Origin of the sequence: Halosimplex halobium (assembly GCF_051414055.1) — an archaeon.
Lineage (GTDB): Archaea > Halobacteriota > Halobacteria > Halobacteriales > Haloarculaceae > Halosimplex > Halosimplex halobium.
In genome coordinates, this window is record NZ_JBLKNX010000004.1 from 340,158 (window position 1) to 363,708 (window position 23,551).

A 23,551-nucleotide genomic window follows, 5' to 3' on the forward strand; every position below is an offset into this window, starting at 1 on the left:
TGGTCGTGAGAGAGCAGTGAGCGAGACCGACACGACAGCGTCCGCGGACGCGCGCCGCCGGAGCGGCGACGGGCAGGCGCGCGGGCGACCGGCGCGTCCGGGGGCGGGGAGGCGAGACGGGTGAGCGAGTCGGGCGACGCCACCGGTAAACAGGCCGAACCGGCGGCGGACCTCGACGACGTGACGGTCCTGCTCGTCGACGACGACGAGACGTGGGCGGCCTCGACCGCGCAGGTACTGGAACACCAGCGGGAGTCGTTCGCGGTCGAGACGGCGACCAACCTCGACGCCGCGTCGCGGCGCTTCGCGGCGACGGACCCGGACTGCGTCGTGTCGGACTACCGGCTGGTCGACGCGACGGGGCTGGACCTGCTGTCGGTCGTCCGCGACCGCGACGACGAGCGTCCCTTCATCCTCATCACCGGGCGGGGCGACGAGTCGGTGGCCAGCGACGCGATCGGTCGCGCGGTCACCGACTACATCCCGAAGCGGTCGCTGGGCGGGCGCGACGACCTGCTCGCGCGCCGGATCGAGGCCGCCGTCGAGTCCTACCGGACCCGTCGCGCCCTCGAACGCGAGCGGGAGACGAAGACCGCGCTGCTGGACGTCATCACCGCCGCGACCGGCGGGACCGACCTGCCGGCGCAGGTCTGCTCGCAACTCGTCGAGGAGCGCGGGTACGCGTGTGCCTGGGTGGGCCACGCCGACGAGAGCGGCCGACCGCTCCCCGCGGGGGCGGCCGGGGCCGAGGCGTACGTCGATCGGGTCGTCGGGCCGGCCGGCGTCCCGCCGGCCGACGAACCGGCCTGTCGCGCGCTCGCCGGGGACGAACTCGTCGTCGCGACGGTCGACGCGGACGCCGACGCGGGCGAGCGGGGCGGCGAGAGCGAGGGCTGGCGACGGGCGGCGGCCGACTGCGGGTTCGAACGCGCCGTCGCGGTCCCGGTCGGCCACGAGGGGGTCCGCCACGGCGTCCTCGCGGTGTACGACGCCGACCCGACGGTGCCCGCCGACCGCGAGCGCGCCGCGGTCGCCGAGTACGCCGACGCCGTGGGATACGCCCTCGGCGCCGCGGACCGCAAGCGGTCGCTGATGGCCGACCGGCCGCAGTCGGTGACCGTCGAGGTCGCCGACTCCGCGCTCCCGCTGGTCGCGCTCTCGGCGGTGGCGGCCGACGCGCGCTGTGAGGTCCGGTCGGCGGTCCCTCGCGACGACGGGACGACCCTGTACGTCGCGACGGTCGAGGGTGCCGCGCCGTCCGCGGTGGCCGACCGGGCCGCGGCGGTCGACGCCATCGAGTCAGCGACCGTCGGGGACGACACACCGGTGGGCTGTGAGGTCGTCGTGCGCGGCCGAACGCCCGAGGGGGTGCTCGCTTCGCACGGCGGTCGGTTCGAGCGGACCGTCGTCGAGGACGGCACCGCAACGGTATCCGTTCGACTGCCCGACATCACCGCGGTCCGTACGGTCGACGAGGCCCTCTCGGCGGCGTTCACCGACGTGACCGTCTCGCGGGTGTGGACCGACCCGACGGACCGGGAGACGGTCACGTCGGTGGCGGACCTGACCGAGCGCCAGCGGACCGTCCTCCGGCACGCCTTCGACGTCGGGTACTACCGCCGGCCGCGGGAGACGAACGCGACGGAGCTTGCGGACCACCTCGACATCGCCCGCGCGACCCTGACACAGCACCTCCGGGCCGCCGAACGCAAGCTCGTCGGCGGGTTCTTCGGCGACGAGTAGTCGACCGCGGGACGCCGAAGCGACCGCACGCTCCGCGCCCGACCGGGCGCCCCCATGCGTCCCCGGGCCACTCACAGTCGGACCGTCGCGGCTGGTCGAACCCCGTCCCGTATTTACCGGCCGAGGCCGAACCGGGAAACACCACCAGATGGCGTCGACCATCCTCGTCGCGGGTACGGCCAGCCACGTCGGCAAGAGCACCGTCGCCGCGGGCCTCTGTCGGCTCCTCGCGGACCGGGGCGTCGCCGTGGCCCCGTTCAAGGCCCAGAACATGAGCAACAACGCCCGGGCGGTGCCGAAAGCCGAGGCCGTCACGGAAGCCGGGTCCGACACCGCGTTCGGCGAGATCGGCGTCTCGCAGTACGTCCAGGCCCGCGCGGCCCGCGTCGCGCCGACGACGGACCACAACCCCGTCCTGCTCAAACCCCGCGGGGACAGCGAATCACAGCTCGTCCTCGACGGGGAAGCGGTCGCCCACTACGAGGCCGGCGAGTACTACGACGACCACTGGGAACGCGCTCGCGAGACGGCCCGCCGCGCCCACGAGCGACTCGCGGCCGCCCACGACGTGGTCGTCGCCGAGGGGGCGGGCTCGATCGCCGAGCCGAACCTCCGCGAGCGGGACCTCGCGAACATCGAGACCGCGCGGTTCGCCGACGCCCGAATCGTCCTCGCCGTGGATATCGAGCGCGGGGGCGCGTTCGCCAGCCTCGTCGGCACGGTGGAACTCCTGCCGGCGGACGTGCGCGAGCGGGTCGCCGGCGCGGTCCTGACGAAGTTCCGCGGCGACGCGTCGCTGCTCGACCCCGCGATCGAGGAGGTCGAGGAGCGGACGGGCGTCCCGATCCTGGGCGTGATCCCCCACGACGACCCCGGTCTGCCCGCCGAGGACAGCGTCGACCTCCCCGCCGAAGACGAACGGGCGGTCCGGAGCCGCGACGACAGCGTGCCCGACGAGCGGGCGGTCACCGTTGCCGTCCCGCGGCTCCCCAGGATCTCGAACTTTACCGATCTGGAGCCGCTGGCCCGCGAACCCGGCGTCCGGGTGGTCTATCTCCCGCTGGACGCCGACCTCGCCGACCCCGAGGCGGTCGGCGCTGGCACCGGTCGCGGCGCCGACGCGGTGGTCCTGCCGGGCACGAAGAACACGGTCGACGACCTGCGGGCGCTCCGGGCGGCCGGCTTCCCCGAGCGACTCCGCGCGTTCGACGGCCCGGTGGTCGGCCTCTGTGGCGGCTACCAGCTGCTCGGCGAGCGCATCACGAACGCGGGCGTCGAGAGCACCGACGACCTCGATACCCTCGAAGGTATCGGGCTGCTGCCGGTCGAGACGCGCTTCTCGCCGGACAAGCGGGTCGAGCAGACTGCCCGGCGGATGGAGGGGGCGGGTCCGCTGGCAGGCGCCGCCGGACGGGTCTCGGGCTACGAGATCCACATGGGCGAAACCCGGGTCGTCGACGGCGGGGCCGCCGACATGGACCGACCGTTCCCCGACACCGGGGCCGGCGCGGCGACCGACCGCGCGTTCGGCACCTATCTCCACGGGCTGTTCGAGAACGCGACCGCCCGCGAGGCGTTCGTCGACAGCGCTTTTGCCCACGTAGGTATCGACCGGCCGGAGAGCCAGGCGGCGACCGATTCGCCGTACGACCGGGCGGCCGACCTGGTCGCGGGGCTCGGACGGGACGCGCTCGTCGAGGGACTCGGTCTGGACGCGCTCGACGGCGAAGCGGTCCGGTAGACTCACCGGGTCGGCGACCGTACGTCGGGTATGTCGCTTCCCTCCGTCGACGACGCCCGCGCGTGGATCGGCGCTCGCTCCCCGCGAGGGATCGCGATCCGGGTCGCCGCGGTGGTCGCCGTCCTCGCGCTCGCGGGCGGGCTGGCGTTCTACGCGTACTTCGGGGTCTTCGCGCACCACGCCCCGGCGGAGGTCCGCGAGTCGGTCCGCGCCGACGGGAACGTGACCGTGAGCGAGGAGTACGGCGGGTTCGTCGTCTCGGACGCCGGCCCCGACGTCGAGCGCCTCGGCGTGGTGTTCTACCCCGGCGGTCGGGTGGCGCCCGACGCGTACCTCCCGACGGCGGCGCGGATCGCCGAGCGCGCGAACGTCACCGTCGTCGTCCCGAAGCTGCGGGCGAACCTCGCGGTGTTCTCGGTCGGTCGGGCCGACGCGGTGCTCGCGGGCGAACGGAACGTCTCCCGATGGGTCGTCGGCGGGCACTCGCTGGGCGGGGCGATGGCGTGTCGGTACGCCGGGAACCACCCCGAGGCCGTCGACGGCCTGCTGCTCGTCGGCGCCTACTGCGACCGTCCGGTCCGCGGGATACCCGCGCTGGCGGTGGTCGGGACGCGCGATTCGGTGCTCGACCGTGGGCAGTTCGCCGACAGCCGCGACAATCTGCCCGCAGACGCGACCGTCGAGCGCATCCAGGGGATGAACCACTCCCAGGCGGGGTGGTACACCGGCCAGCGCGGCGACCGTCCGGCGCGGATCGGGACCGGGACGGCCCACCGCCGGCTCGCGGCGGCCGTCGCCGACTGGCTCTGCGACGAGTTCGACCGCTGCGCGGTCGACGCTTCGCCACCGACGCTCGACGGCCCGCTGTCGTCCGCGCGGGAACGCGCAGCGCCGGCGAGGGTGGACGGCGAACCCTGATCTGGCCGGTCCGCTCGACGCTCGGCGAGACGTGCCTGGACGTGTGGTCGAATATATTCGGTAAAGTGGCCAGAGCGTTTCGAAATAGTTCGATCGCGTGCAGCATTTGCGAGACGGATCGGAACAAAATTACGGGCGTACTATTTCGAGCCAGTATGAGCGTGCATCGGATACGCGGGAGCTCGCGCCGGGGGCTGGTGTCGGCGACGCTCGGCTTCTTCGTGGGCTTCGCCGGCGTGGTGCTGTACGGGCCGGTCGCGACGGAGTTCGAGTCGGCGATGGGGCTGTCCGGGCTGGCGCTCGGGCTGCTCGTCGGGGCGCCCCAGCTGACGGGGTCGCTGCTGCGGGTCCCCTTCGGCGCGTGGGTCGACGATGTCGGGCCGCGCAAGCCCTTCCTGGTCCTCCTGAGCCTGTCGATCGTCGGGATGGCGGGCCTGTCGGTCCTGCTGGTGACGGCCTACCCCGGCGGACTGACGATGGAGCTGTACCCGCTCGTGTTCCTCTGCGGTGCCCTGAGCGGCTGCGGGATCGCGACCTTCTCCGTGGGGACGACCCAGACTTCCTACTGGTACCCGAAGGACCGCCAGGGGACGGTACTGGCGGTGTACGCGGGGCTGGGCAACAGTTCGCCGGGGCTGTTCACGCTCCTGCTTCCCATCGCGCTGGCGGCGCTGGGGCTGACGACCGCCTACCTCGTCTGGTTCGCCTTCCTCGTCGCCGGGACGGTCGCCTACGCCGCGCTGGCGGTCGACCCGCCCTCCTTCCAGTTGCGAGAGCAGGGCCTCGATACCGACGAGGCGCGCCAGCGGGCCGAGGCGTACGGCCAGGAGCTGTTCCCGGCCGGCGACGCGTTCGCGTCGATCCGCGAGGCCGCAACGATCCCGCGGACGTGGGCGCTCGTGGCGCTGTTTTTCACCTCCTTCGGGGGCTTCCTGGCGCTGACGGTGTGGCTGCCGACCTACTGGACGGCGATCCACGGGATGGGCGTCCAGGGGGCCGGCGCGCTGACGGCCGTCGCGTTCACGCTGCCCGCGGCGGTCCTGCGGGTGCCGGGCGGGTATCTCAGCGACCGTATCGGCGGCGAGGTGACGGCCGTCGGGAGCTTCGTCGTCGTCGGCCTCGCGGCGCTCGGGCTCGTCGTCACGCGCACCTACGGGACCGCGCTGGGGGCGACGGTCTGCCTGGCGGTGGGGGTCGGTGTCGCCAACGCCGCCGTCTTCCAGCTCGTCCCGAAGTACGTCCCGGAGGCCGTCGGCGGCGCCTCGGGGCTGGTCGGCGGCCTCGGCGCGTTCGGTGGGTTCGTCGTCCCGCCGGTACTGGGGCTGTTCGTCGACAGCTTCGGCGAGTCGGGGTACGCGACCGGCTTCGTCGTCTTCGTCGCGCTCGCGCTGGCGTCGGTCGCGCTCGCCGAACGGCTCTACCGGACCCGCGCGAGCGTCGGGGTCGACGCCGCGGCGGCCGGGGAGTGAGCGTCGGTCGCGGCCTCGCTCACGGTCCGCGCGGACGCGAGTCGGGCGGCCTCACTCGACGGTGATCTCGACCTCGTGGGTCGTCGAGTGGCCCGTGTTGTCCGTGGCCGTGAGCGCGACGGTGTAGGTCCCCGCGGTCTCGTAGGCGTGGGAGACCCACCAGCCTTCGGCGGTCGTCCCGTCGCCGAACGCCCAGGCGAGCGCGTCGATCCAGCGGTCCTCGCCGGAGCAGTCGCGGGCCTCGAACTCGACGGTCTCGTCGACGGCCGCGTCGGTCGTGCTCGGGTCGGCCGTCGCGACCTTCTCGGTCAGCTCGGTGACGGTGATCGCCAGCCCGTGGGTCGTCGACTCGCCGGCGTCGTTCGTCGCGGTGAGCGTGACGTCGTACTGCCCGGGGTCGTCGAAGGTGTGGGAGGCCCACCAGCCCTCGGCGGTCGCGCCGTCGCCGAACGCCCAGGCGAGCGAGTCGATCCAGTGGTCCTCGCCGGACCGGTCGCGGGCCTCGAACTGGACGGTGTCGCCCTCGGTGGCCTCGGTCCGACTCGGGTCGTGGAGCGCGATCGGTTCCTCGGAGGTCTCGGCGAGCCACTGGCGGACGAACCCGCCGTGTTCCTCGGGCGCCGAGCGCAGCGTCCACTCGTCGGCGCCGCCCGCGCCGGGGGAGTCGAACATCGCCGGCGCCCAGGAGTCGTCGAAACACCAGGCGGCCCACCCCATGTTCTCGTAGCCCTCGACCCACTCGCGGAACGGCTGGCCCCAGTCGGTGTTGGTGCCGTAGTCGAGGCCGTCGCTGTAGGGGTCCCAGCCGAACTCGGTGACGAAGACGGGCACGTCCTCGGCGGGCGCGCCGTAGGTGTCGTCGAACTCGTCGGGCTGGCCGTTGTCCGGGTAGATGTGGGCGGCGTAAATCAGGTTCTCCCCCTCGAAGGGGTACTCCGGGGCGAAGTTCGTCCGGGAGGTCCAGCTCGGCGACCCGATGACGATGGGGGTCTCGGGGGCCGCCTCGCGGACCATGTCCACCCACGGCTGGGCCGTCTCGCGCCACAGGAGCCACTCCTCCTCGGGGCTCTCGACGTTCTCGCCGTTGTCGCTCCAGAAGATCGGGTAGGTCGGCTCGTTGAACAGCTCGTAGCAGACGTGCTCGTCGTCGGCGAAGGCGGGCGCGACGCCGCCCCAGAAGTTCCGGACGATCTCGTCGGGGCTGGTGTCGTAGTCGGCGTCCTCGGCCGCCGCCTCGGTGTAGGGGTGGATGATGTGGAAGTCGATCAGCGCGTAGGTGCCCCGCTCGCCCAGCAGGTCGACGACCGGCCGGAGCACCTCATCGACCAGCGCGTCGACGCCCAGCTGGTCGACGTCCCACTGGGTGACCGGCAGGCGGACGACGTTGGGATACCAGCCGCGGGCGGGGTCGCTCGCCCACCCGACGACCTCCGTCGGAGTCTTCGGGTGGATCCCGTCGACCTCGTAGAACCCCATCGACGCCGTCGCGAGGCCGCGCAGCCTGACGGGCTCGCCCTCCTCGTCTCGCACCCACTTCCCGTCGGTGTGCAGCCGCGGCGGCGTCCCCTCGTCGGCCGCCGCGGTCCCCGTCAGCCCGCCGAGGGCGACGCCGGCCACCCCCGCGCCCGTCGCCCGGAGGACGCCCCGCCGCGTCGCCTCACGTGTGTCCGTTCGTTCCTCGTCTGATCCGTTCCGATTGGCATCCGGTGTCATGCGAGCCGGTCATCGGTACGACACGACGTAATACCACAGCCGAGTGAAACGTCGCGGAGCCGATACCGCGGGTGTTTCACAGTGTGAGACGACGGGGGAGCGGTCGGTCAGTCGGTGCCGGGGTCGTCGACGGGCAACAGGCCGGTGGCCATCAGCCGTCGGACGATGGTGACGAGGCCGTTGTCGAACCCGCGGCCGAAGACGGCCTGCTCGTCGGCCTCCGCGTCGGACCCGTGGGTCGTGCTGACCAGGATGGTCGTGCGATCGACCAGCAGGATGCGCGTGATCTCGACGTCCTCGTCGAGGGCCGACCCGCGGAGCCACTCCAGCTCGGAGACGAACACCTCGGCGTCGGGGAGGGCCGCCTGGACCCGGTCCCGCAGCGCCTCGGTCACCGTCCCGACGACGATCGAGGCCTCCCGGTTCTCGGCGGACGCGAGCGAGTCGAACAGCGACTCGGTGGCCACCGCCTCCGAGCCGAGGATCAGGACGGCCTCCTCGTCGGCCTCCCCGAGGAGCTGTCTGGTCCGGTTGCCGATGGCCGCGCGCCCGGTGAGCGACCAGACCTCGTGGGTGCCGTCCTGCTCGTCGGTGCCGCTGGCCGGCTCGATACCGTCGAGCGCCTCCCGTAGCGAGTCGGTCTTGGCCTCGTACTCCGCCCGGAGCATCTCGGCGGCCTCCTCGATGCCGACCGCGCGGAACTGCTGGGGGTTGGCGTGCTGGATCTCGACCAGCCCCTTCGTCTCCAGCACGCGCACCGCGTCGTAGACGCGCGTGCGGGGCACCTCCGAGACCTCACTTATCTCCTTGGCCGTGGCCTGCGGGAGCCGCGTCAGCGCCACAAACGACTTTGCCTCGTACTCCTTGAGCCCGAGGCCCTGTAACAGTTCGATCGCCTGGTCCGTGTTCGAGATGTCATCCATAGGGTCCCAACCTAGCGCCCGGTCGCCCGGTCACTAGCCCGGTGTAACTCCTCCAGATGAAAACCACTTCCCCTTGTGTACTGCCCGCACCGCCCCCCCCGATCGGGAGAGTGCGACCGATATATAGGTCGATAGCGCCGCTATCCCCGAGTATCCCCGTGTCCGCCGTCGCTGGCGGCACGTCGCCCTCGCGACGGACGAGGCGGCGGCGACCCGTTGCCCGAATCTGTTCACTCAGATAATCACAATAGTATTTTACGGCTCTACCGCCAACCTATCGCTGGCCCGCGGCCACCAGTAGGGTCCCAACCACGCTGACGGCCGCGGGCCCTCTCCGACGAGCGGCCCCGCGGCGAGCGTGATCCAATGTCCCAGGACCCACCAGAGTCGGCCCGGTCGGTCGCCGTCGAACAGCTCACCGAACTCGGCCTGAGTACCTACGCCGCGCGGACGTTCGTGGCGCTGGTCGAACTGGGCGAGGGGACGGCACAGGACGTGAGCGACGTGGCCGACGTTCCGCGGACCCGGGTCTACGACGCCGCTACCGAGCTACGGGACCGGGGACTGGTCGACGTGCGCCAGTCGACGCCCAAGCGCTTCTGGCCGGTCTCGGCGGCGACGGGCGCCCGTCACTTCGAGCGGTACTACCGACACCGCGTCGAGCGGCTGACCGAGGCGCTGGACGCGGTCGAACCCGTCGACCGTGCCGACGAGCAGCGCGGCGTCTGGACCGTCACCGGTCGGGAGACGGTGGACGAACGAGTGCTCGAACTGCTCGACGAGGCGGAGGAGGAGGTCGTCTTCATGACCGTCGAGTCGCTGCTGACCGACGAGGTCGTCGACCGCCTGGCCGCCGCGAGCGACCGCGGCGTCTCGATCCGGGTGTCGGGACTCTCCGACTCCGTCGGGGCGGTCCTCGACGAGCGGGTGCCCGGGGTCGACCCGTTCGACTCGATCTGGGTCGGGTCGGACACGCCCGCCGGCCGCCTGCTGATGGTCGACCAGCGGCGCGCGCTCGTGAGCGTCCTCGTCGCGGGCGAGGGCGACCGGCCGCCCGAACCGCTCGACGAGACCGCCATCTGGGGGTCCGGCGAGACCAACAGCCTCGTCGTCGTGCTGCGTGCGATATTCACCTGGCAACTCGACGGCGACCGTGCATGACCGCCTGTGTCACCCGAATTCTCACAACAACTCTTTCCCGCTCGACACCGACGATGTTGTATGAAAGGCGTACTACGAACGATCCCAGCGGAGCCGGACCTGCGCGAGACACGGGGGTGGCCTGATGGGTGACGGTTCCGGCGTCGACAGCCCGACGGGAGGGTCGGCGGGCGAGCCGATACTCCTCCGTCACGACTGGACGGGGCGACGCGAACCGGCCACGGCCGTCGTCTAGGCCGTCGCGGTCGCGACGGACAGTGCCGTCTCCGAACTCGAACCGCTCGGAAACGCCGTCGACCCGGACGCGCTCGGCGGCCTGGTCGACAGGGAGCGCGACGGCTCGCCGGTCGAGGTGTCGTTCGAGTATGGGGGGACCGAGGTCGTCGTCCGGAGCGACGGGACGATCACGGTCTGTACGGTCGTCGACGACGCGTGAACGCGAGTCGCCGTCGCGAGTCGGTCAGTCGTCGGCGGCGGTCGGCTCCAGCTCCTCGCCGACGAACTCCAGCAGCGCCCCGACGCGCTCGCCGCCGGTGTAGCGGACGGTCCCCGACCGGGGGTCGAACGCCACGACCCCCGCGTCGGCCAGTTTCGGCAGGTGGACGTGCTGGTTACTGATGTGGAGCTGGTCCCGGTCGGTGGCCGCGCTGCGGTCCGCCGCCAGTGCGTCCGTCAACTCCTCGACCGATATCACTTCCTCGTCGGTATCCCGGAGGTAGCGAAGTATCTTGCGCCGCTTCGGGTCAGCGACGGCAGTAAGTAATTCCTCGGTCGTGGTGACCGCACTGTCGGTTTGCATTGGTTCCCTCTCCACATTCGCTGTGAAGTCCGCCGCGGACGAACATGGATCTAAATGTGGGTGCCGACCACGGAAGACGGTAGTGTTGACCCGAATCCTCACACCTCCGCGCCCGGCGCCGCCTCCCGGTCCGGGTTCGCGCACCTGTCGCCGGTCCGAACGTTTTTGGGAGAGGGGGAACCACCCCGGGATGATGGTCGAGGCGTTCGCGGTCGCCAGCGGGAAAGGGGGGACCGGCAAGACCACGAGCACGCTCGCGCTGGGGATGGCGCTGGCCGAGGAGCACGACGTGACGGTCGTCGACGCCGACATGGGGATGGCGAACCTGCTCTTCCACGCCGGCCTAGCCGACGTGGAGACGACGCTGCACGACGTGCTCGTCGAGGGGGGCGCGCCCGTCGAGGCGGCCGTCTACGAGCGCCACGGGATGGATGTCGTCCCCTGCGGGACGAACCTCGCGGACTTCGAGGCCGCCGACCCCGCCCGCCTGCGCGAGGTCGTCGCGACGCTGGCGGCCGACACCGACGTGCTCCTGCTGGACTCGGCGGCTACCCTCTCCTCCCGGGCAGCGGTCCTCCCGGTCGTGCTGGCCGACCGGGTCGTGGTCGTCCTCGAACCGACGATCCCGGCGCTGTCGGACGGCCTGAAGGTCCAGGAGTACGCGAGTTCGTACGGGACAGGGACGGCTGGGATCCTCTTTAACAAGGTGCGCGACGCGGACGCAATCGACCGCATCGCGCCGAAGGCCGAGCGGTACTTCGAGGGGCCGACGCTGGCGACGGTGCCGGCCAGCGAGCGGGTGCGGGCGGCCCGCCGGAACGGGCGACCCCTGCTGGCCCACGCCCCGGACAGCGAGCCCGCCCGCGCCTACCGCGAGGCGGCGGCGACGCTGTCGGTCCGTGACGGCGACTCGGGGGCGGTCGCCGACCGCTTCCGCAGCGCGGTCGTCCCCGAGTCGCCATGAAGCTGCCCGAGGGCCGCCTGCTGCGGTCGCGGGTCGTCGAGGACCCGCGGACCGTCCTCGTCGACGCCCTGGACCGCGAACTCACGGGCTACGCCGTCTTCGAGCCCCAGGACTCGCTCCTGCTCGACGAGCGCGGCCGGGGCGTGCTCACCTTCCGCGCGGGCGTCCCGGTCGTGGCCTACCACACCGGGACCGACCGCGCGGGCCCGCCGGCGCTGGCCGACCTGGCCGCCGAGGGACCGTACCGGCTCGAACTGTTCGCGCTCGCGCCCGCGGAGCTGGCCCCGGTCCACGACCGGACGAGCTTCCGCGTCCCGCCCGGCATGGCCGCCGAACGGCTCGCCGGCGACCCGGCGCTGGCCGACCGGACCCGCGACGCCGCGCCGCCCGCTCGCCTGTCTGACGGGCGGGGCGGCGACGCCGGCGAGGCGGCGACCGGTGACGACGCCGGTAGCGACGCCGGCGAGCGCCAGCAGGGCGCGGTCGAGGCGTTCCTCGACGACGCCGAGAAGATCGAGGCGATCCGCGAGCAGGCCCGCGAGGAGGCCGCCGAGCGGGCCGACGAGTGGGGGTTCGACGACGTGGCCTGAGCCGCCGGGTCGCCGATGTCGGCCGGCGACCCGCAGCCGCCGACGGGAGCGGTGACCGGTTGGGCCGTGGTCGGGCGCTCCGGGTGGTCAGACACCCTTGGCGACGCTGTACCACTCGCCGTCCCAGGTGAACAGGTAGGCGACGGCGGCGCGGATGCCGACGAGGCTGTACAGCGGGAGGACGAGCGGCGTCGCGAGCCACGCGAGGCCCACGTCGTCGACCCGGCCGCGGCGGGCGTCGCTGACTCGCAGGGCGAGGGCCGCGCCGGCCAGCGTCGCGACCGGCAGCGCGAGCCAGGTCGCCGCGCCGCTGACGACGAGGACGGCCGCCTTCGAGACAAGGGAGAGCATGAAGACGTTGCCCAGCACCGAGCCCGCACAGAGCAGCGGGGCGAGCAGCGTCCGGTAGTTGCGCGGCGAGCGACACTCGACGAGGAGGCCGTGGAGCGTCTGGGCGTAGCCGGTCATCCAGCGCTTGCGCTGGCCCCACCAGTCGGCGACGCCGTGGGCGCCCTCGATGGTCGAGGCCTGCGAGAGCAGCTCCTCGACGTCGAGGCCGGCCTCGTAGCAGTCGAAGGCGAAGGCGTAGTCCTCGGTGAGCATCGCGGGGTCGTAGCCGCCGACGGCCTCGAAGGCCGACCGGCGCATCACGACGGTCCGGCTGGCGGCCATCGTGAAGTCGGTCACCAGCGTCAGCAGCCGCTTGCTCAGGTCGCCCAGCACGACCGACTCGTAGTAGGCGACCGTCTCGACGAGGCCGTCGGGCTCGGGGACGGTCCGGCCCTGCACCACGTCGCAGTCGTCGAGGCGGGCGACGGCCGTCGAGACGAACCGCGGGTCGACCCGCTCGTCGGCGTCGAAGACGGCCAGGTACGCGGAGTCGGTCACCTCGGCGGCGTAGTTGATGGCGCCGGCCTTGCTCCCGGGGTAGCGGGTGTTGACGAGCACCTCGACGCGCTCCTCGCGGGCGGCGTACTCGCGGGCGCGCTCGATCGACGCGTCGTCGTCGGGTTCGGCGACGACGACCACCTGGAGGTCCTCGTAGCGGCCGGCGAGCAGGCTCTCGACGCTGCGGTCGAGGACGGCGGCGTCGCGGTGGACGGGAACGACGGCCGTGACGGTCGGGCCGGTCGCCGGGCGACGGTCGTCGCTCTCGACGGCGCGCTGGCCGAACAGCGCCAGCGCCGAGCAGCCGAACATGCCCGAGACGGACAGACACGCCATCACGGCCTGGAGGACGGCGATACTGCCCAGCCCGATCCCGAGGACGGTCGGGACCGCGACGACGACGGTCATGCCGCCCTGGAGGTAGCCGGCGACGACGACGGCGGCGACGAGGGCGACGTACGCCGCCGCGTCGACCGCCTCGCGGGCGGAACGCGGGCGGAGACTCCCGGCCACGGCGCCGACGCGGCCGAGCAGCCGGCGGAGGCGGCCGGGGCTGGGGCTAACGGTGGGGAGGGTGTTTCGGGGACGCATCGTAGTTCGACGGTCGCACGCCCCTCGCATAAAAATGTTCGTTCCGCTTCAGGTTCGGCAACTGTGCGGAACCCGCGGTCGGCGTCGCCGGTCCGCTCACGAGCGGGACCGTTTTCCGGTCGCCGGTCGGAGGCAGGGATATGCCCGACGCTCCGGACGGACGGGAACTCGCGGTGCGGTTCGCGGACGCGCTCGCGAGCGCGGAGGGGTCCGCGGGCGCGGACAGGCTGTCGGTCGTCGACGAGCGGGCCGAGCCGGAACCGACGGCAGACGGGACGGTCGCCTGCGCGGTGGCCGCCGGGTCGCGGCGACTCGCCGAGGTGCTCGTCCAGCCCGACCGGGCGCGTATCGAGTTCCGCGCGGCGCCCGACGAAGCGGCCGCGGCGGCGCGGGACGCGGGGCTGCGCGTTCGGCCGAAGGCGACGCGACCGCCGCGGACGCTCGTGTTCGTCGAATCCCCCGGGGAGGTCGAGCGGGCGCTCGACGTGGTCGAGGCGGTCGTCGCCGCCCTCGACTGACCGGCGGGGGCCGCCCCCGGCGTCTGCTCGGCGTTGCGCTCCCCCGTCAGTCGCGTTCGGAGCGGGCGGTAGCGGCGCGCTCCTCGGCGTGGTCGAGACACCGGATCTCGCCGGACTCGGTGTCGAAGGCGAACGGGTCGCCGGGGGCGATCCGCCGGCCGTCGACTGCGCAGCCGTCGTCGTGGCGGAGGAAGTACCGCCCCTCAGCGCGGCCGGTCTCCAGCCGGCCGGCCTGAACGGCGAACTTCACGAGCCCCTCGCCGATCTGGGTGCGCTCGGGCGTGTCGGCTTCGAGTCTGATGACGGGCATCGCTGGTCGCCGGAACCTACTGGCGCCGGGTCGATAAACCGTCGGCCGGCCGGCGCAGGCGCCGCGGGCGACGGGCGGGGACGGCACTCTCAGACCGGTCGCTTAGGGGCGGCCCGACCTAAGGGCGTCCATGGGCGTCAGAGACGTGACCGACATCCACGAGGAGTTCGACGGCGAGCGGCTCCCGCCGGGCCAGCGCGAGACCGACCGATTTCCGGTCCTCTCGCTGAGCGAGACCCCCGACTTCGACCCCGACGACTGGGAGTTCACCGTCCGCGGCGCCGTCGACGAGGAGCTGACCTACTCGTGGGACGAGTTCCGCGAGTTGCCGACCGAGACCCAACGGCAGGACTTCCACTGCGTGACTGGCTGGAGCCGCTTCGACAACGAGTTCCGCGGCGTCCCGTTCCCGGAGATCGCCGAGCGCGCCGGCGTCGACGACGACGCCGTCCACGTCATGTTCGGCGCGATGGACGGCTACTCGACGAACCTCCCGCTGGAAGAGTGCATGCGCCGCGAGGTGCTGTTCGTCCGCGAGTTCGACGGCGACCCGCTCCCCTCCGACCACGGCGGCCCCCTGCGGGTGGTCACCCCGCACAAGTACGCCTACAAGGGCGCCAAGTGGGTCGACGGGGTCACCCTCCTCACCGAGCCCGAGCGGGGCTACTGGGAGAAACGGGGCTACTCGAACACGGCGAACCCGTGGGCCGAGGACCGGTACACGACCGTCTGAGCGGCGGGCGGGGGGTCGACCGGCAGCGAGCCGCTCGCTCACCCCGACGACTCGTCGGACAGCCGGAGTTCTGCGACGAGGCGGTTGCTGACGACCTGTTCGACGATTTCGAGCAGGCTCTCGTCGTCGGCGGTGTAGTCGGCGAACACGCCGAGCGGGACCTCGCCGCCGGCCATGTCGCGGTGGCCGCCGGCGGTGCCCACGTCGCCGAAGGCGTCGTCGAGCGCGTCGCCGAGGTGGACGCGCGAGTCGACGGTCCGCCCGCTGAGGTGGATCGACCGGCCGACGATGCCGAAGACGATGGCGGTCTCGACGCCCTCCAGCGTCCGGAGGTAGTCGGCGGCCTGCGGGAGGGCGTCGCGCTCGGTCGTCCGGCCGACGTGGGAGATGAGCACCGCGCCGCGGGTCCGCCGGTTCTCGATGGCGGTGGCGATGGCGTCGAGCGTGGCGCCGGTGACCGACGGGCTGGCCAGCTGGCGGAGCAGGTCGGTGTCGGCCCGCTCGTGGAGGTAGCCGGCGGCCTCGTACTCGGCGCGGGTCGTCCCGCGGAGGAACTCCAGCGTCTCCCGGCGGATGGCGAACAGCAGGCCCGTCGCGAGGGGTTCGTCGGGCTCGGCGCCCAGCTCGCGGACGTACTCGGTGAAGATGGTGGCGGTGGCGCCGACCGCCTCGCGGTGGTCGACGAAGCGGGCGTCGATCTCTTCGGCGGGGTGGTGGTCGACGACGATGTCGACCGGCGTCTCCGGCGGGACCCGGTTGTTCCGGCCGGGCGTCGAGTGGTCGACGAACGCCAGCAGCGACCCCTCCGGGCGGTCCCGGACCCGCTCGGGGTCGAACCGCTTCAGGTCGATGCCGAGCAGGGTGACGAACGCGCGGTTCTGCTGGTGGGATATCTCCCCGCTGTAGCAGATGCGGCGCTCGTCGATGCCGGCCGCGGCCGCGATCCGGCCGAGCGCGAGCGCGCTTGCGAGACAGTCCGGGTCCGGGTTGTTGTGACAGACGACGGTGATCGCCTCGCCCTCCTCGAGGAGGGTGTGGAGCGCCCGGGCCGGCCGCGCGGAGGGCGATGACTGGGTCATCCGTCCGGATCGACGGCCGTAGGGGACCGACCGGAAAAACGCCCCGGCCGGCACACGCCACGCCGTCCGGTCGGCGGGTCGTCCCCTCGACGCGGTACCGCCGGAGCGACGACGCGGACGAACGGGGGTCTCTCGCCGCGCGGCGAGGGCGGGCTACGAGTCGCCGGCCGCGAGCCGCGAGAGGTTCCGGTAGACCGGATACAGCGACGCGTAGACGGGATACGGGAGGTGCCGCGCGACGGTCCGGGCCAGCCGCTCGCTGCGCCGCGGGCCCGCCTCGCTGGCGACGGCGGCCACGTCGACGCCCTCCAGCCACCGGAAGAACGCGGTCGCGCCGTCGACGGGGAACGTCCGGTCGAGGTCGACGTGGTCCTGGATGTCCTCCCAGTGGAAGCGAGTGTGCTCGTCCATCACGAACGCCCGCCGCTCGAAGGCCGCGCGGATCTCGTCGAACGTCCGCTCGTCGGCCTCGTAGCCGAACTCGTTGGGGTCGAGCCCCGCGAGGACGAGCCCGGCGATCGTCCGGTAGCACTTCTCGCAGTCGTTGCAGTTCCCGCCGGCGTCGTCGTGGATACACGTCCGCAGCGGGAACCGCTCGCCCGTCTCCGCGACGTACTCGGCGATGCGCTCGACCTTCTCCTGGCGGGTGAGCTCGAACCCGTCGTGGTTCCCGCGGGTGTGGCCCCAGCGGACGCGGTCGTCGATCTCCGGGTGCGAGCCCCACGGTTCGTCGAACGCCGCGGTGTGGCTGGCCGCGATGTGGACCGTCCCGAGGCCGAGCGCGTGGGCCAGCGGCGCGCACAGGCCGAGCAGTCCCAGGCCGTGGCCGACGGAGCTGTACCAGGCGCCGTCGACGTAGCGCTTGTAGTGGGCCTGCAGCATCGGGGTGTCCAGCACCGAGAGGGCGTTCGACCGGATGTACCGACAGTCCAGGCCCCGGCGGTCCGCGAACGGTTCGACGTGCTCGCGGAACCCGCGCCAGCGGTCGTCCTCGTCGGGGCCGACGACCCACCCCTGGACGCCGATCAGCGTCGGTTCCGCCTCGCGGTGGCGGACGTAGCTGGCGACGGAGTCGACCCCACCGGTGAACAGCAGGCCGCTGTCGTCGAACGCCTCGGCCGGCTGCTCGTCGGCGGCCCGGACGACCTCGTCCGGACGGACCGCTCCGGGGTCGACGAACTCGGGGTACATCCGCGCGAGCGCGTCGCCGACCTCGTCGAGCGCGTCCAGGAACGCCCGGTCGACCGCCGGCGCCGCCACGTCGGCCCCGTTGGCCCAGGCGACCGGCGCGACGTGGGCCAGCGCCGGGATGGCGGCGATCGCTGGCGGCACATCCGAGATGTCGGCGTCGTAGTCGACGCGGACGGTGTCGCCGGCGAAGAACCGCCGGAGCTCGCGCGACGGCGTGACCTCGCACTCGATCGTCGACCCCTCGACGGTCGGTTCCCCGACGACGACGGTCATCGACACCCCCGTCCGCCCGGTTCGCCGCGGACGCCACAGAGCCGTCCCACCGACTGATTCGCGTGCATGCTCGTCGTACCCTTGGACGATGTGACGGAATAGTAAATTCGGCGCTACCCGCCCGTCCCTATCCGGTACGGCCCGCTAGAGAGCGAACGTAGTCGTGCGGAGTGGCTGTAAGCGATATATACTCATACGGACTTGCGCGGTGGACACGACCACAGATGCAGCGGGTGGTCTCCAAGCTACGAACGGCGCTGTCGAACCCGCGTGCGGCGCTGCCGTACGTCAGGTCGCGCCTGCGGGTGGCCCGCGGCCTGGCCGCGCTCTCGCGGTATCGTCTGGCGTCACTCTACGTCACCGACCTGCTCGGGGGAACCGACCGGTTCCGGACCCACCTCCGGGACAACGACGAAGACCGCTACCTCGAACTCGACGTGCTGGACTTCCGGCTGCGGGTGGACGCCCTCGACGAGGGCCTGTCGCGGGAGCTGCTGCGCGACGGCGTCAGGGAGCCGCTGGCGACGGAGGCCTACCGCCGGGAGCTCGCTCGACTGGAGGACGACCGCGGGCCGCTGACGGTGGTCGACGTGGGCGCGAACATCGGCTACTTCGCCCTCCAGTACCCGGCGCTGAGCCGGCGCGACGGCGAGGTGATCGCGATCGAGCCGCTGCCGGACAACGTCGCGCTCCTGGAGGACAACGTCGCGCTCAACGGGTTCGAGGAGTCGGTGTCGTGTCACCAGTGCGCCGTCGGGTCGTCGTCGGGGCGGACGACGATGCACGTCTCCACGCACAGCAACTGGGGCACCGTCGGCGACACGATGGGGATGGACCACTTCGTCGACGAGGTCGAGGTGCCCGTCCGGCGCCTCGACGACCTGCTCCGCGACCAGGGGGTGGCCCTCGACGCCGTCGACGCGGTCCGGATGGACGTGCAGGGCTACGAGTACGAGGTGGTCCGCGGGATGTCGGAGCTGCTCGACCGCGGCGACCTCGCGGTGCTCTTCCTGGAGATCCACCCGTGGTATCTGCAGGAGACCGGCGAGTACGACGAGTTCGTCGAGACGCTCGACGCGGCCGGCTTCGAGCCCGTCTTCGTCGCCGACGGCCGCACCGGCGTCCTCCGCTCGGAGAAGGCGAGCCTCACCGAGCGGGAGCTCGACGTCGACAGCCTCGACGAGCTGCGGTCTGTCGACTTCACGACCGAGGTCGTCCTCCGGCGGGACTGAGCGGCGAAGCGGTCGCTCCCGGGGGACCAACCGCCGGTAGGGTCACGCTATCCTGTCAGGAAGCTATCCGTGACCCACACGGGGCGACTCCGCCGCGGGGATCGAGTATTAGGTGTATCAGGGCTACAGGGGTTCCATAATAGGTATGTAGGTAACCGCTAAGGACGGCCGGCCGCGCGGATCGAGTGTGACCGACCGACGCCACGCGAACGACGCGAACCGATCGACGCCGGCGGTGGTACGCCGTGAGTGACGCGGCCAGGCACCCGCGCGTGCTGGACCTGCCCCGCGACGAGACCGGGCTGGCGACGACCGCCGTCGCGCTCAGGCGGCTCCAGGAGCTGTTGCCGGAGTTTCTCGTCGACCTGGTGGCCGACGCCGACGCGGAGGGACTGGTCGTCCCGCTGGACGGCGGGGTCGCGACCGCGACGGCGGCGGCGCTGGCCGTCGACGCCGTCGGCGCCGAGGACGTGCTCGGGCTCGCGATGCCGGCGGGGCTGACCGACGAGGCGACCGCCCGGACCGCCGAGACGGTCGCGGAGATGCTGGGGATCGACCACCGGCGCCTGCAGCTGCAGCCCGTGCTCGCGGCCTTCCAGGAGACGGTCGGGGCGGCGGGCGGCCCCGCCGACGACCTGGTCGCGACGGACAACGCCGTCGAGCGGTTCCGGACGGCGACGGCCTACTACTTCGCCAACCGCAGGGAGGCGCTCGTCGTCGGCCCGGTCGACCGCACGGCCAGGCTGCTCGGGTCGGCGACCAAGTACGGTGAGACGGGCGTCGACTGTTTCCTGTTCGGCGACCTCTACCGGACGGAGGTCCGCGCGCTCGCCGGGGCGATGGACCTGCCGGTCGACGTGCTCGACGGCGACGACCGCGCGCCGCCGGGCGACGCGACCGACACGGAGCGACTCGATGTCGACGCCGAGACGGTCGACCGGGTGCTGCGCCTGCACGTCGACGAGGGGCGGGAACCACGGGCGGTGGCCGACCGCCTGGGGATCGACCGCTCGGTCGTGACCCGACTGAAGGAGTGGTGCGCGGCGACGCGACACAAGCGACACATGCCCCCGAAGCCGTCGACGAACCGTTGAGCGGGCCAGCGGACCGCCGCGACGCCAGTGGGTCGGGGGGCGCGCCGGTGGGTCGGCGAGGGGCACCTGTCGGTCGGGGATCGGCGCCGGTCACACGGGCAATTTCCGGTCCCCGCGCCCGGTACCCCTAAGGGTCAGAATCCACTAGAACGGGTGTGGATCCGTCACGCCTGCGTCCCCGGACGGTCGCCCTCGCGGTCCTGTGCGTCGCGGTGATCGCCTTCGCAGCGGCGACGCTGGACTCGACGACGAACCCGGACCCGTCGGCCGGCGCGGGCTACGCCGGCCAGCCCGACGAGCTGGGCGGCGACCGCACCCCCGCCGAGGAGTCGACCGGCGACAGCAGGAGCCAGCGGGACTCGGTGCTTGACCTCGACTTCGACTTCGAGCAGGGGACGCCGTTCCAGTTCTGCCAGCCGTGGCTGAAACAGCCGCTCGTCCAGCTGCTGTTGCTGTTCGGGATCTTCGGCGTGTTCTCCGTCGGGCGCTGGCTCGACGACGCCGCGACGGGGCTGGCCGCCGTCTTCGTGGTCGGTTACCCCGGCTTCTTCCTCTATCTGCTCTTCACGACCTGCCGGACGGACCCGGGGCTGCTCTCGCTGGCCGACGGCGGGCGGCCCGCACAGGAGGGCGGCGGGCTGTTCGGCGGCCAGAGCACGGTCGCGGCGCCGTCGTTCTCGACGACCGCGCTGCTGGTGCTCGTGGTCGCCACGCTGGTCGCCGTCGCCGCGCTGGTGCTGACCGGCAACCACGACCAGCGCGACGAGTACGAGTCCGGCGGCGAGGACGACGACGCCGAGCCGGAGCCGTCGGCGGACGTGCGGGCGGTCGGCGCGGCCGCGGGCCGGGCGGCCGACCGCATCGAGGAGACCGACGAGTTCGAGAACGAGGTCTACCGGGCGTGGGCGGCGATGACCGAGCACCTCGCGGTCGACCGGCCGGAGTCGAGCACGCCCGCGGAGTTCGCGACGGCCGCGACGGCCGCGGGGATGGACCCGGCGGACGTGGCCCGGCTCACCGACATCTTCGAGGAAGTGCGCTACGGCGGGGCCGAGCCGACCGACGAGCGCGAGCGGGCGGCCGTCGAGACGCTGCGGCGGATCGAGGCGACCTACGCCGACGCGGACGCCGGCGGTGACGCGGATGGCGGCGGTGACGCGGATGGCGGCGGTGACGTGGACGGCGACGGGAGGGCGGGCGGCGGATGAGCCGAAGCGTCACGGCGACGCTGGGGGTGATCCTGGGGGTCGTCGGGCTCGCCGCGCTCGCCGTCCCACAGATCACGACGCCGCTGCCGACCGGCGACCCGTTCGTCCTGGTCGTCGGACTGGTCCTCCTCCTGGGGGCGGTGGCGCAGGTCCAGCGCCGGCGCCACACGGAGCTCGACTACGCGGAGACGCCGGACGCGGAGCTCGCGGTCGAGCTGCCGACGCCGGGCGACGACCTGGACCGGCGGCTCGGCCGGCTGCGGCTGACGCGGTTCAACGAGTCCGAGCGCCGCCGCATCAGCGACGAGATCGGCGACGTGGCCGCGGAGACGATCCGCCGGCGCGAGCGCTGCTCGCCGGAGGAGGCACGGCGGGCGCTCGACGAGGGGACCTGGACCGACGACCCGTTCGCGGCCGCGTTCTTCACCGGTCGGGTGCCCGAGGCGCCGACGACCGACCGGCTGCGCGAACTGCTCGACCGCGAGTCGCCGTTCAAGCGCCGCGCCGCCCGGGCGGTCGACGCCATCGAGCGGCTGCTGGAGCCCGACGACCGGCGCGACGCCGACGAACGACCGGGGGACGACGATGAGTGAGGACGAGCCAGGGCGGTCGGACGACGAGCGACCGGGCGACGGGCGGCCGGACGACGGGCGGTCGGACGACGAGCGACCGGGTGACGGGCGGCCGGACACCGGCGGCTCGGAGGGCGAGCGACCGGGCGACGGGCGGCCGGACACCGGCGGCTCGGAGGGCGAGCGGTCGGCCCCGGAGCGGCCGGACGGCGGCCGTGCGGTGATGGACGAGGCCGACGAGCCGTCGGTCGACACTGGCGACGGGACCGAGTCGCAGTCGGCGGGAGCGAGCGGACGGGACGGAGCGGGGGCGGAGACGGAAACGGCGGCTGCGGCGACAGCCGAGGGAGCGGCGGGTGCGGACGCGGAGACGCCGGGTCCGTCGGCAGTGACGGTCCGTTCCTCGCGGGTACGGTCGACCAACCACTGGGTCGGGTTCGCGGCGCTGGTCTTCTGCTCGGCCGGGCTGGGCGCGCTCGTGCGCTCGCGACCGCTCATGCTCGCGGCCGTCGCCGGCGTCGGCTACCTCGCGTACGCGAACACGACGGAGGCGCCCGAGCCGGCGCTGGCAGTCGAGCGGCGCCTCTCCGAGGACGAGCCCGAGCCGGGCGACACCGTGGAGGTGACGGTGGTCGTCGAGAACGTCGGCGAGGCGGTCCTGCCGGACCTGCGGGTCGTCGAGCAGGTACCGGAGGCGCTGGCGGTCACCGACGGGCCGGCGCGGGCGGCGACCGCGCTCCGGCCGGGCTCGCGGATGACCTTCTCCTACGAGGTGCTCGCGCGCCGGGGCGCCTACCGCTTCGAGGGGCTGACCGTGCTCGCGCGCAACGCCAGCGGCAGCCGCGAGCGGGAGCTCGACGTCGAGACGGAACGGGCGGCGATCACCTGCCTGGCGCCGGTCGACGCGACGGACACGGTGCCGCTGCGGGGGCTCACCTCGCCGTACACGGGCCGGGTCCCGACGGACTCGTCGGGCGAGGGCACGGAGTTCGCGTCGCTGCGGGAGTACCAGCACGGGGACGCCCTCTCGCGGATCGACTGGAACACCTACGCCCGCGACCGGACGCTGACGACCATGGAGTTCCGCGAGGAGCGCATGGCGACGGTGGTCGTCGTCCTCGACCTGCGGCCGGAGGCGTACCTCCAGACCGGCGACGACGGGCCCCACGCGGTCGACCGCGGCATCGACGCCGCCCGCAGGGTGTTCAACTCGCTGCTGGACACGGGCGACCGCGTCGGGATCGCGGCGTTTTCGGCCGAGAGCGTCTGGCTGTCGCCCGGCGCGGGGCCCACCCACCGCGCTCGCGCCCGTGAGCTGCTGTCGACCCACCCGGCGCTGTCGCCGCTGCCGCCCGACGGGCGGGTGTACGTCCGGCTCCGGCTGCGCCGGCTGTCCCAGCGGCTCGACGACGACGCCCAGGTGGTGTTCGTCTCGCCGATGCCCGACGAGACGAGCGCGGTGATCGCCCGCTCGCTGCACGCCCGGGGCCACGCCGTCACCGTCCTCAGCCCGGACCCGACGGCGTCGGACACGCCGGGGCGGCGGCTGGCGGCCGTCGACCGGTCGAACCGGCTGAACGACCTGCGGGGCAGCGACGTGCGCGTCGTCGACTGGGGCGGCGACGAGCGGCTGGCCGAGGCGCTCGAACGCGCGCGCAGGCGGTGGTCCGGATGACCGCCGCGACGGCGCCGCGACCGCGGTCCCGACCCGGGAGGTGGTCGCCGTGAGCGGGACGGAGGTCACCCGCCGCCCGGGCCGGCACTCGCTGGTCGTCTCGGGCGTCGCGGGCGCGACGGCGGCGGCGATGGCGCTGGTCGCGAGCGCCGCGGGCGCGGCCGTT

At 72.9% G+C, this 23,551-nt stretch carries 21 protein-coding genes and 1 pseudogene; 15 read left to right on the forward strand and 7 right to left on the reverse strand.

Annotation, left to right across the window (positions count from 1 at the left end; all coding sequences use genetic code 11):
• Positions 1 to 120: 120 nt before the first annotated feature.
• The 4 genes from ACMGFG_RS06430 to ACMGFG_RS06445 all read left to right on the forward strand — a co-directional run bounded on the left by ACMGFG_RS06430 (position 121) and on the right by ACMGFG_RS06445 (position 5,871).
• Positions 121 to 1,743, forward strand: coding sequence for a bacterio-opsin activator domain-containing protein (locus ACMGFG_RS06430; RefSeq protein ID WP_436929514.1), 1,623 nt, complete (start codon positions 121 to 123; stop codon positions 1,741 to 1,743).
• 148 nt (positions 1,744 to 1,891) lie between these two features.
• Positions 1,892 to 3,484, forward strand: coding sequence for a cobyric acid synthase (locus ACMGFG_RS06435; protein WP_436929515.1), 1,593 nt, complete (start codon positions 1,892 to 1,894; stop codon positions 3,482 to 3,484).
• Positions 3,485 to 3,514: 30 nt separating this feature from the next.
• Entirely contained in the window at positions 3,515 to 4,402 is an 888-nt protein-coding gene (locus tag ACMGFG_RS06440; protein WP_436929516.1) for an alpha/beta fold hydrolase, read from the forward strand.
• Between the two features lie 155 nt (positions 4,403 to 4,557).
• The gene (locus ACMGFG_RS06445) at positions 4,558 to 5,871 is read left to right on the forward strand and encodes an MFS transporter (protein ID WP_436929517.1); all 1,314 of its coding nucleotides are present in this window, start codon (positions 4,558 to 4,560) and stop codon (positions 5,869 to 5,871) included.
• A 51-nt stretch (positions 5,872 to 5,922) separates the two neighbouring features.
• Here the strand turns inward: ACMGFG_RS06445 and ACMGFG_RS06450 are convergent, their stop codons facing one another.
• The gene (locus ACMGFG_RS06450) at positions 5,923 to 7,584 is read right to left on the reverse strand and encodes a PKD domain-containing protein (RefSeq protein ID WP_436929518.1); all 1,662 of its coding nucleotides are present in this window, start codon (positions 7,582 to 7,584) and stop codon (positions 5,923 to 5,925) included.
• Positions 7,585 to 7,691: 107 nt separating this feature from the next.
• The gene (locus ACMGFG_RS06455) at positions 7,692 to 8,507 is read right to left on the reverse strand and encodes a TrmB family transcriptional regulator (RefSeq protein ID WP_436929519.1); all 816 of its coding nucleotides are present in this window, start codon (positions 8,505 to 8,507) and stop codon (positions 7,692 to 7,694) included.
• A 366-nt stretch (positions 8,508 to 8,873) separates the two neighbouring features.
• On the opposite strand from ACMGFG_RS06455, the gene ACMGFG_RS06460 reads away from it, so the two are divergent.
• Both ACMGFG_RS06460 and ACMGFG_RS06465 read left to right on the forward strand, forming a co-directional pair.
• A complete protein-coding gene (locus ACMGFG_RS06460; protein WP_436929520.1) occupies positions 8,874 to 9,668 on the forward strand; it encodes a TrmB family transcriptional regulator in 795 nt (264 codons plus the stop codon).
• A 247-nt stretch (positions 9,669 to 9,915) separates the two neighbouring features.
• A pseudogene (locus tag ACMGFG_RS06465) lies at positions 9,916 to 10,104 on the forward strand (HalOD1 output domain-containing protein); the annotation flags it as partial.
• Between the two features lie 24 nt (positions 10,105 to 10,128).
• On the opposite strand, the gene ACMGFG_RS06470 reads toward ACMGFG_RS06465, so the two are convergent.
• Complete coding sequence (locus tag ACMGFG_RS06470; RefSeq protein WP_436929521.1) at positions 10,129 to 10,467, reverse strand: ArsR/SmtB family transcription factor; 339 nt, start codon at positions 10,465 to 10,467, stop codon at positions 10,129 to 10,131.
• Between the two features lie 193 nt (positions 10,468 to 10,660).
• Here ACMGFG_RS06470 and ACMGFG_RS06475 point away from each other — a divergent pair, with 193 nt between their 5' ends.
• Positions 10,661 to 11,431 carry a nucleotide-binding protein gene (locus ACMGFG_RS06475; protein WP_436929522.1) on the forward strand — a complete coding sequence of 257 codons (771 nt, stop codon included), beginning with the start codon at positions 10,661 to 10,663 and terminating at the stop codon, positions 11,429 to 11,431.
• Positions 11,428 to 12,021: a DUF8054 family protein gene (locus ACMGFG_RS06480; RefSeq protein ID WP_436929523.1), complete on the forward strand. Its 594-nt coding sequence runs from the start codon at positions 11,428 to 11,430 to the stop codon at positions 12,019 to 12,021. Before ACMGFG_RS06475 ends, ACMGFG_RS06480 begins: the two co-directional genes overlap by 4 nt.
• An 87-nt stretch (positions 12,022 to 12,108) precedes the next feature.
• Here the strand turns inward: ACMGFG_RS06480 and ACMGFG_RS06485 are convergent, their stop codons facing one another.
• Entirely contained in the window at positions 12,109 to 13,500 is a 1,392-nt protein-coding gene (locus ACMGFG_RS06485) for a glycosyltransferase family 2 protein (RefSeq protein ID WP_436929524.1), read from the reverse strand.
• A 140-nt stretch (positions 13,501 to 13,640) separates the two neighbouring features.
• Here ACMGFG_RS06485 and ACMGFG_RS06490 point away from each other — a divergent pair, with 140 nt between their 5' ends.
• A complete protein-coding gene (locus tag ACMGFG_RS06490) occupies positions 13,641 to 14,018 on the forward strand; it encodes a DUF7993 family protein (RefSeq protein ID WP_436929525.1) in 378 nt (125 codons plus the stop codon).
• Positions 14,019 to 14,064: 46 nt separating this feature from the next.
• Here the strand turns inward: ACMGFG_RS06490 and ACMGFG_RS06495 are convergent, their stop codons facing one another.
• On the reverse strand, positions 14,065 to 14,328 hold the full coding sequence (locus tag ACMGFG_RS06495; RefSeq protein WP_436929526.1) for a DUF8075 family protein: 264 nt from the start codon (positions 14,326 to 14,328) through the stop codon (positions 14,065 to 14,067).
• A 130-nt stretch (positions 14,329 to 14,458) separates the two neighbouring features.
• On the opposite strand from ACMGFG_RS06495, the gene ACMGFG_RS06500 reads away from it, so the two are divergent.
• Complete coding sequence (locus ACMGFG_RS06500) at positions 14,459 to 15,061, forward strand: sulfite oxidase-like oxidoreductase (protein WP_436929527.1); 603 nt, start codon at positions 14,459 to 14,461, stop codon at positions 15,059 to 15,061.
• Positions 15,062 to 15,099: 38 nt separating this feature from the next.
• Here the strand turns inward: ACMGFG_RS06500 and ACMGFG_RS06505 are convergent, their stop codons facing one another.
• Both ACMGFG_RS06505 and ACMGFG_RS06510 read right to left on the reverse strand, forming a co-directional pair.
• Positions 15,100 to 16,140, reverse strand: coding sequence for a DHH family phosphoesterase (locus ACMGFG_RS06505; protein WP_436929528.1), 1,041 nt, complete (start codon positions 16,138 to 16,140; stop codon positions 15,100 to 15,102).
• Positions 16,141 to 16,293: 153 nt separating this feature from the next.
• Positions 16,294 to 17,604 carry a hypothetical protein gene (locus tag ACMGFG_RS06510; RefSeq protein WP_436929529.1) on the reverse strand — a complete coding sequence of 437 codons (1,311 nt, stop codon included), beginning with the start codon at positions 17,602 to 17,604 and terminating at the stop codon, positions 16,294 to 16,296.
• Between the two features lie 224 nt (positions 17,605 to 17,828).
• On the opposite strand from ACMGFG_RS06510, the gene ACMGFG_RS06515 reads away from it, so the two are divergent.
• The 5 genes from ACMGFG_RS06515 (at position 17,829) to ACMGFG_RS06535 (ending at position 23,385) form a co-directional block, all read left to right on the forward strand.
• Entirely contained in the window at positions 17,829 to 18,836 is a 1,008-nt protein-coding gene (locus ACMGFG_RS06515; protein WP_436929530.1) for an FkbM family methyltransferase, read from the forward strand.
• Positions 18,837 to 19,081: 245 nt separating this feature from the next.
• Positions 19,082 to 19,930, forward strand: a complete 849-nt coding sequence (gene nadE, locus ACMGFG_RS06520) for an NAD(+) synthase (protein WP_436929531.1) — start codon at positions 19,082 to 19,084, stop codon at positions 19,928 to 19,930.
• A 155-nt stretch (positions 19,931 to 20,085) separates the two neighbouring features.
• Positions 20,086 to 21,138, forward strand: a complete 1,053-nt coding sequence (locus ACMGFG_RS06525; protein ID WP_436929532.1) for a DUF4129 domain-containing protein — start codon at positions 20,086 to 20,088, stop codon at positions 21,136 to 21,138.
• A complete protein-coding gene (locus ACMGFG_RS06530) occupies positions 21,135 to 21,731 on the forward strand; it encodes a DUF7269 family protein (protein WP_436929533.1) in 597 nt (198 codons plus the stop codon). The genes ACMGFG_RS06525 and ACMGFG_RS06530 overlap by 4 nt, the downstream gene beginning before the upstream one ends.
• On the forward strand, positions 21,724 to 23,385 hold the full coding sequence (locus ACMGFG_RS06535; protein ID WP_436929534.1) for a DUF58 domain-containing protein: 1,662 nt from the start codon (positions 21,724 to 21,726) through the stop codon (positions 23,383 to 23,385). The genes ACMGFG_RS06530 and ACMGFG_RS06535 overlap by 8 nt, the downstream gene beginning before the upstream one ends.
• Positions 23,386 to 23,551 lie beyond the last annotated feature (166 nt).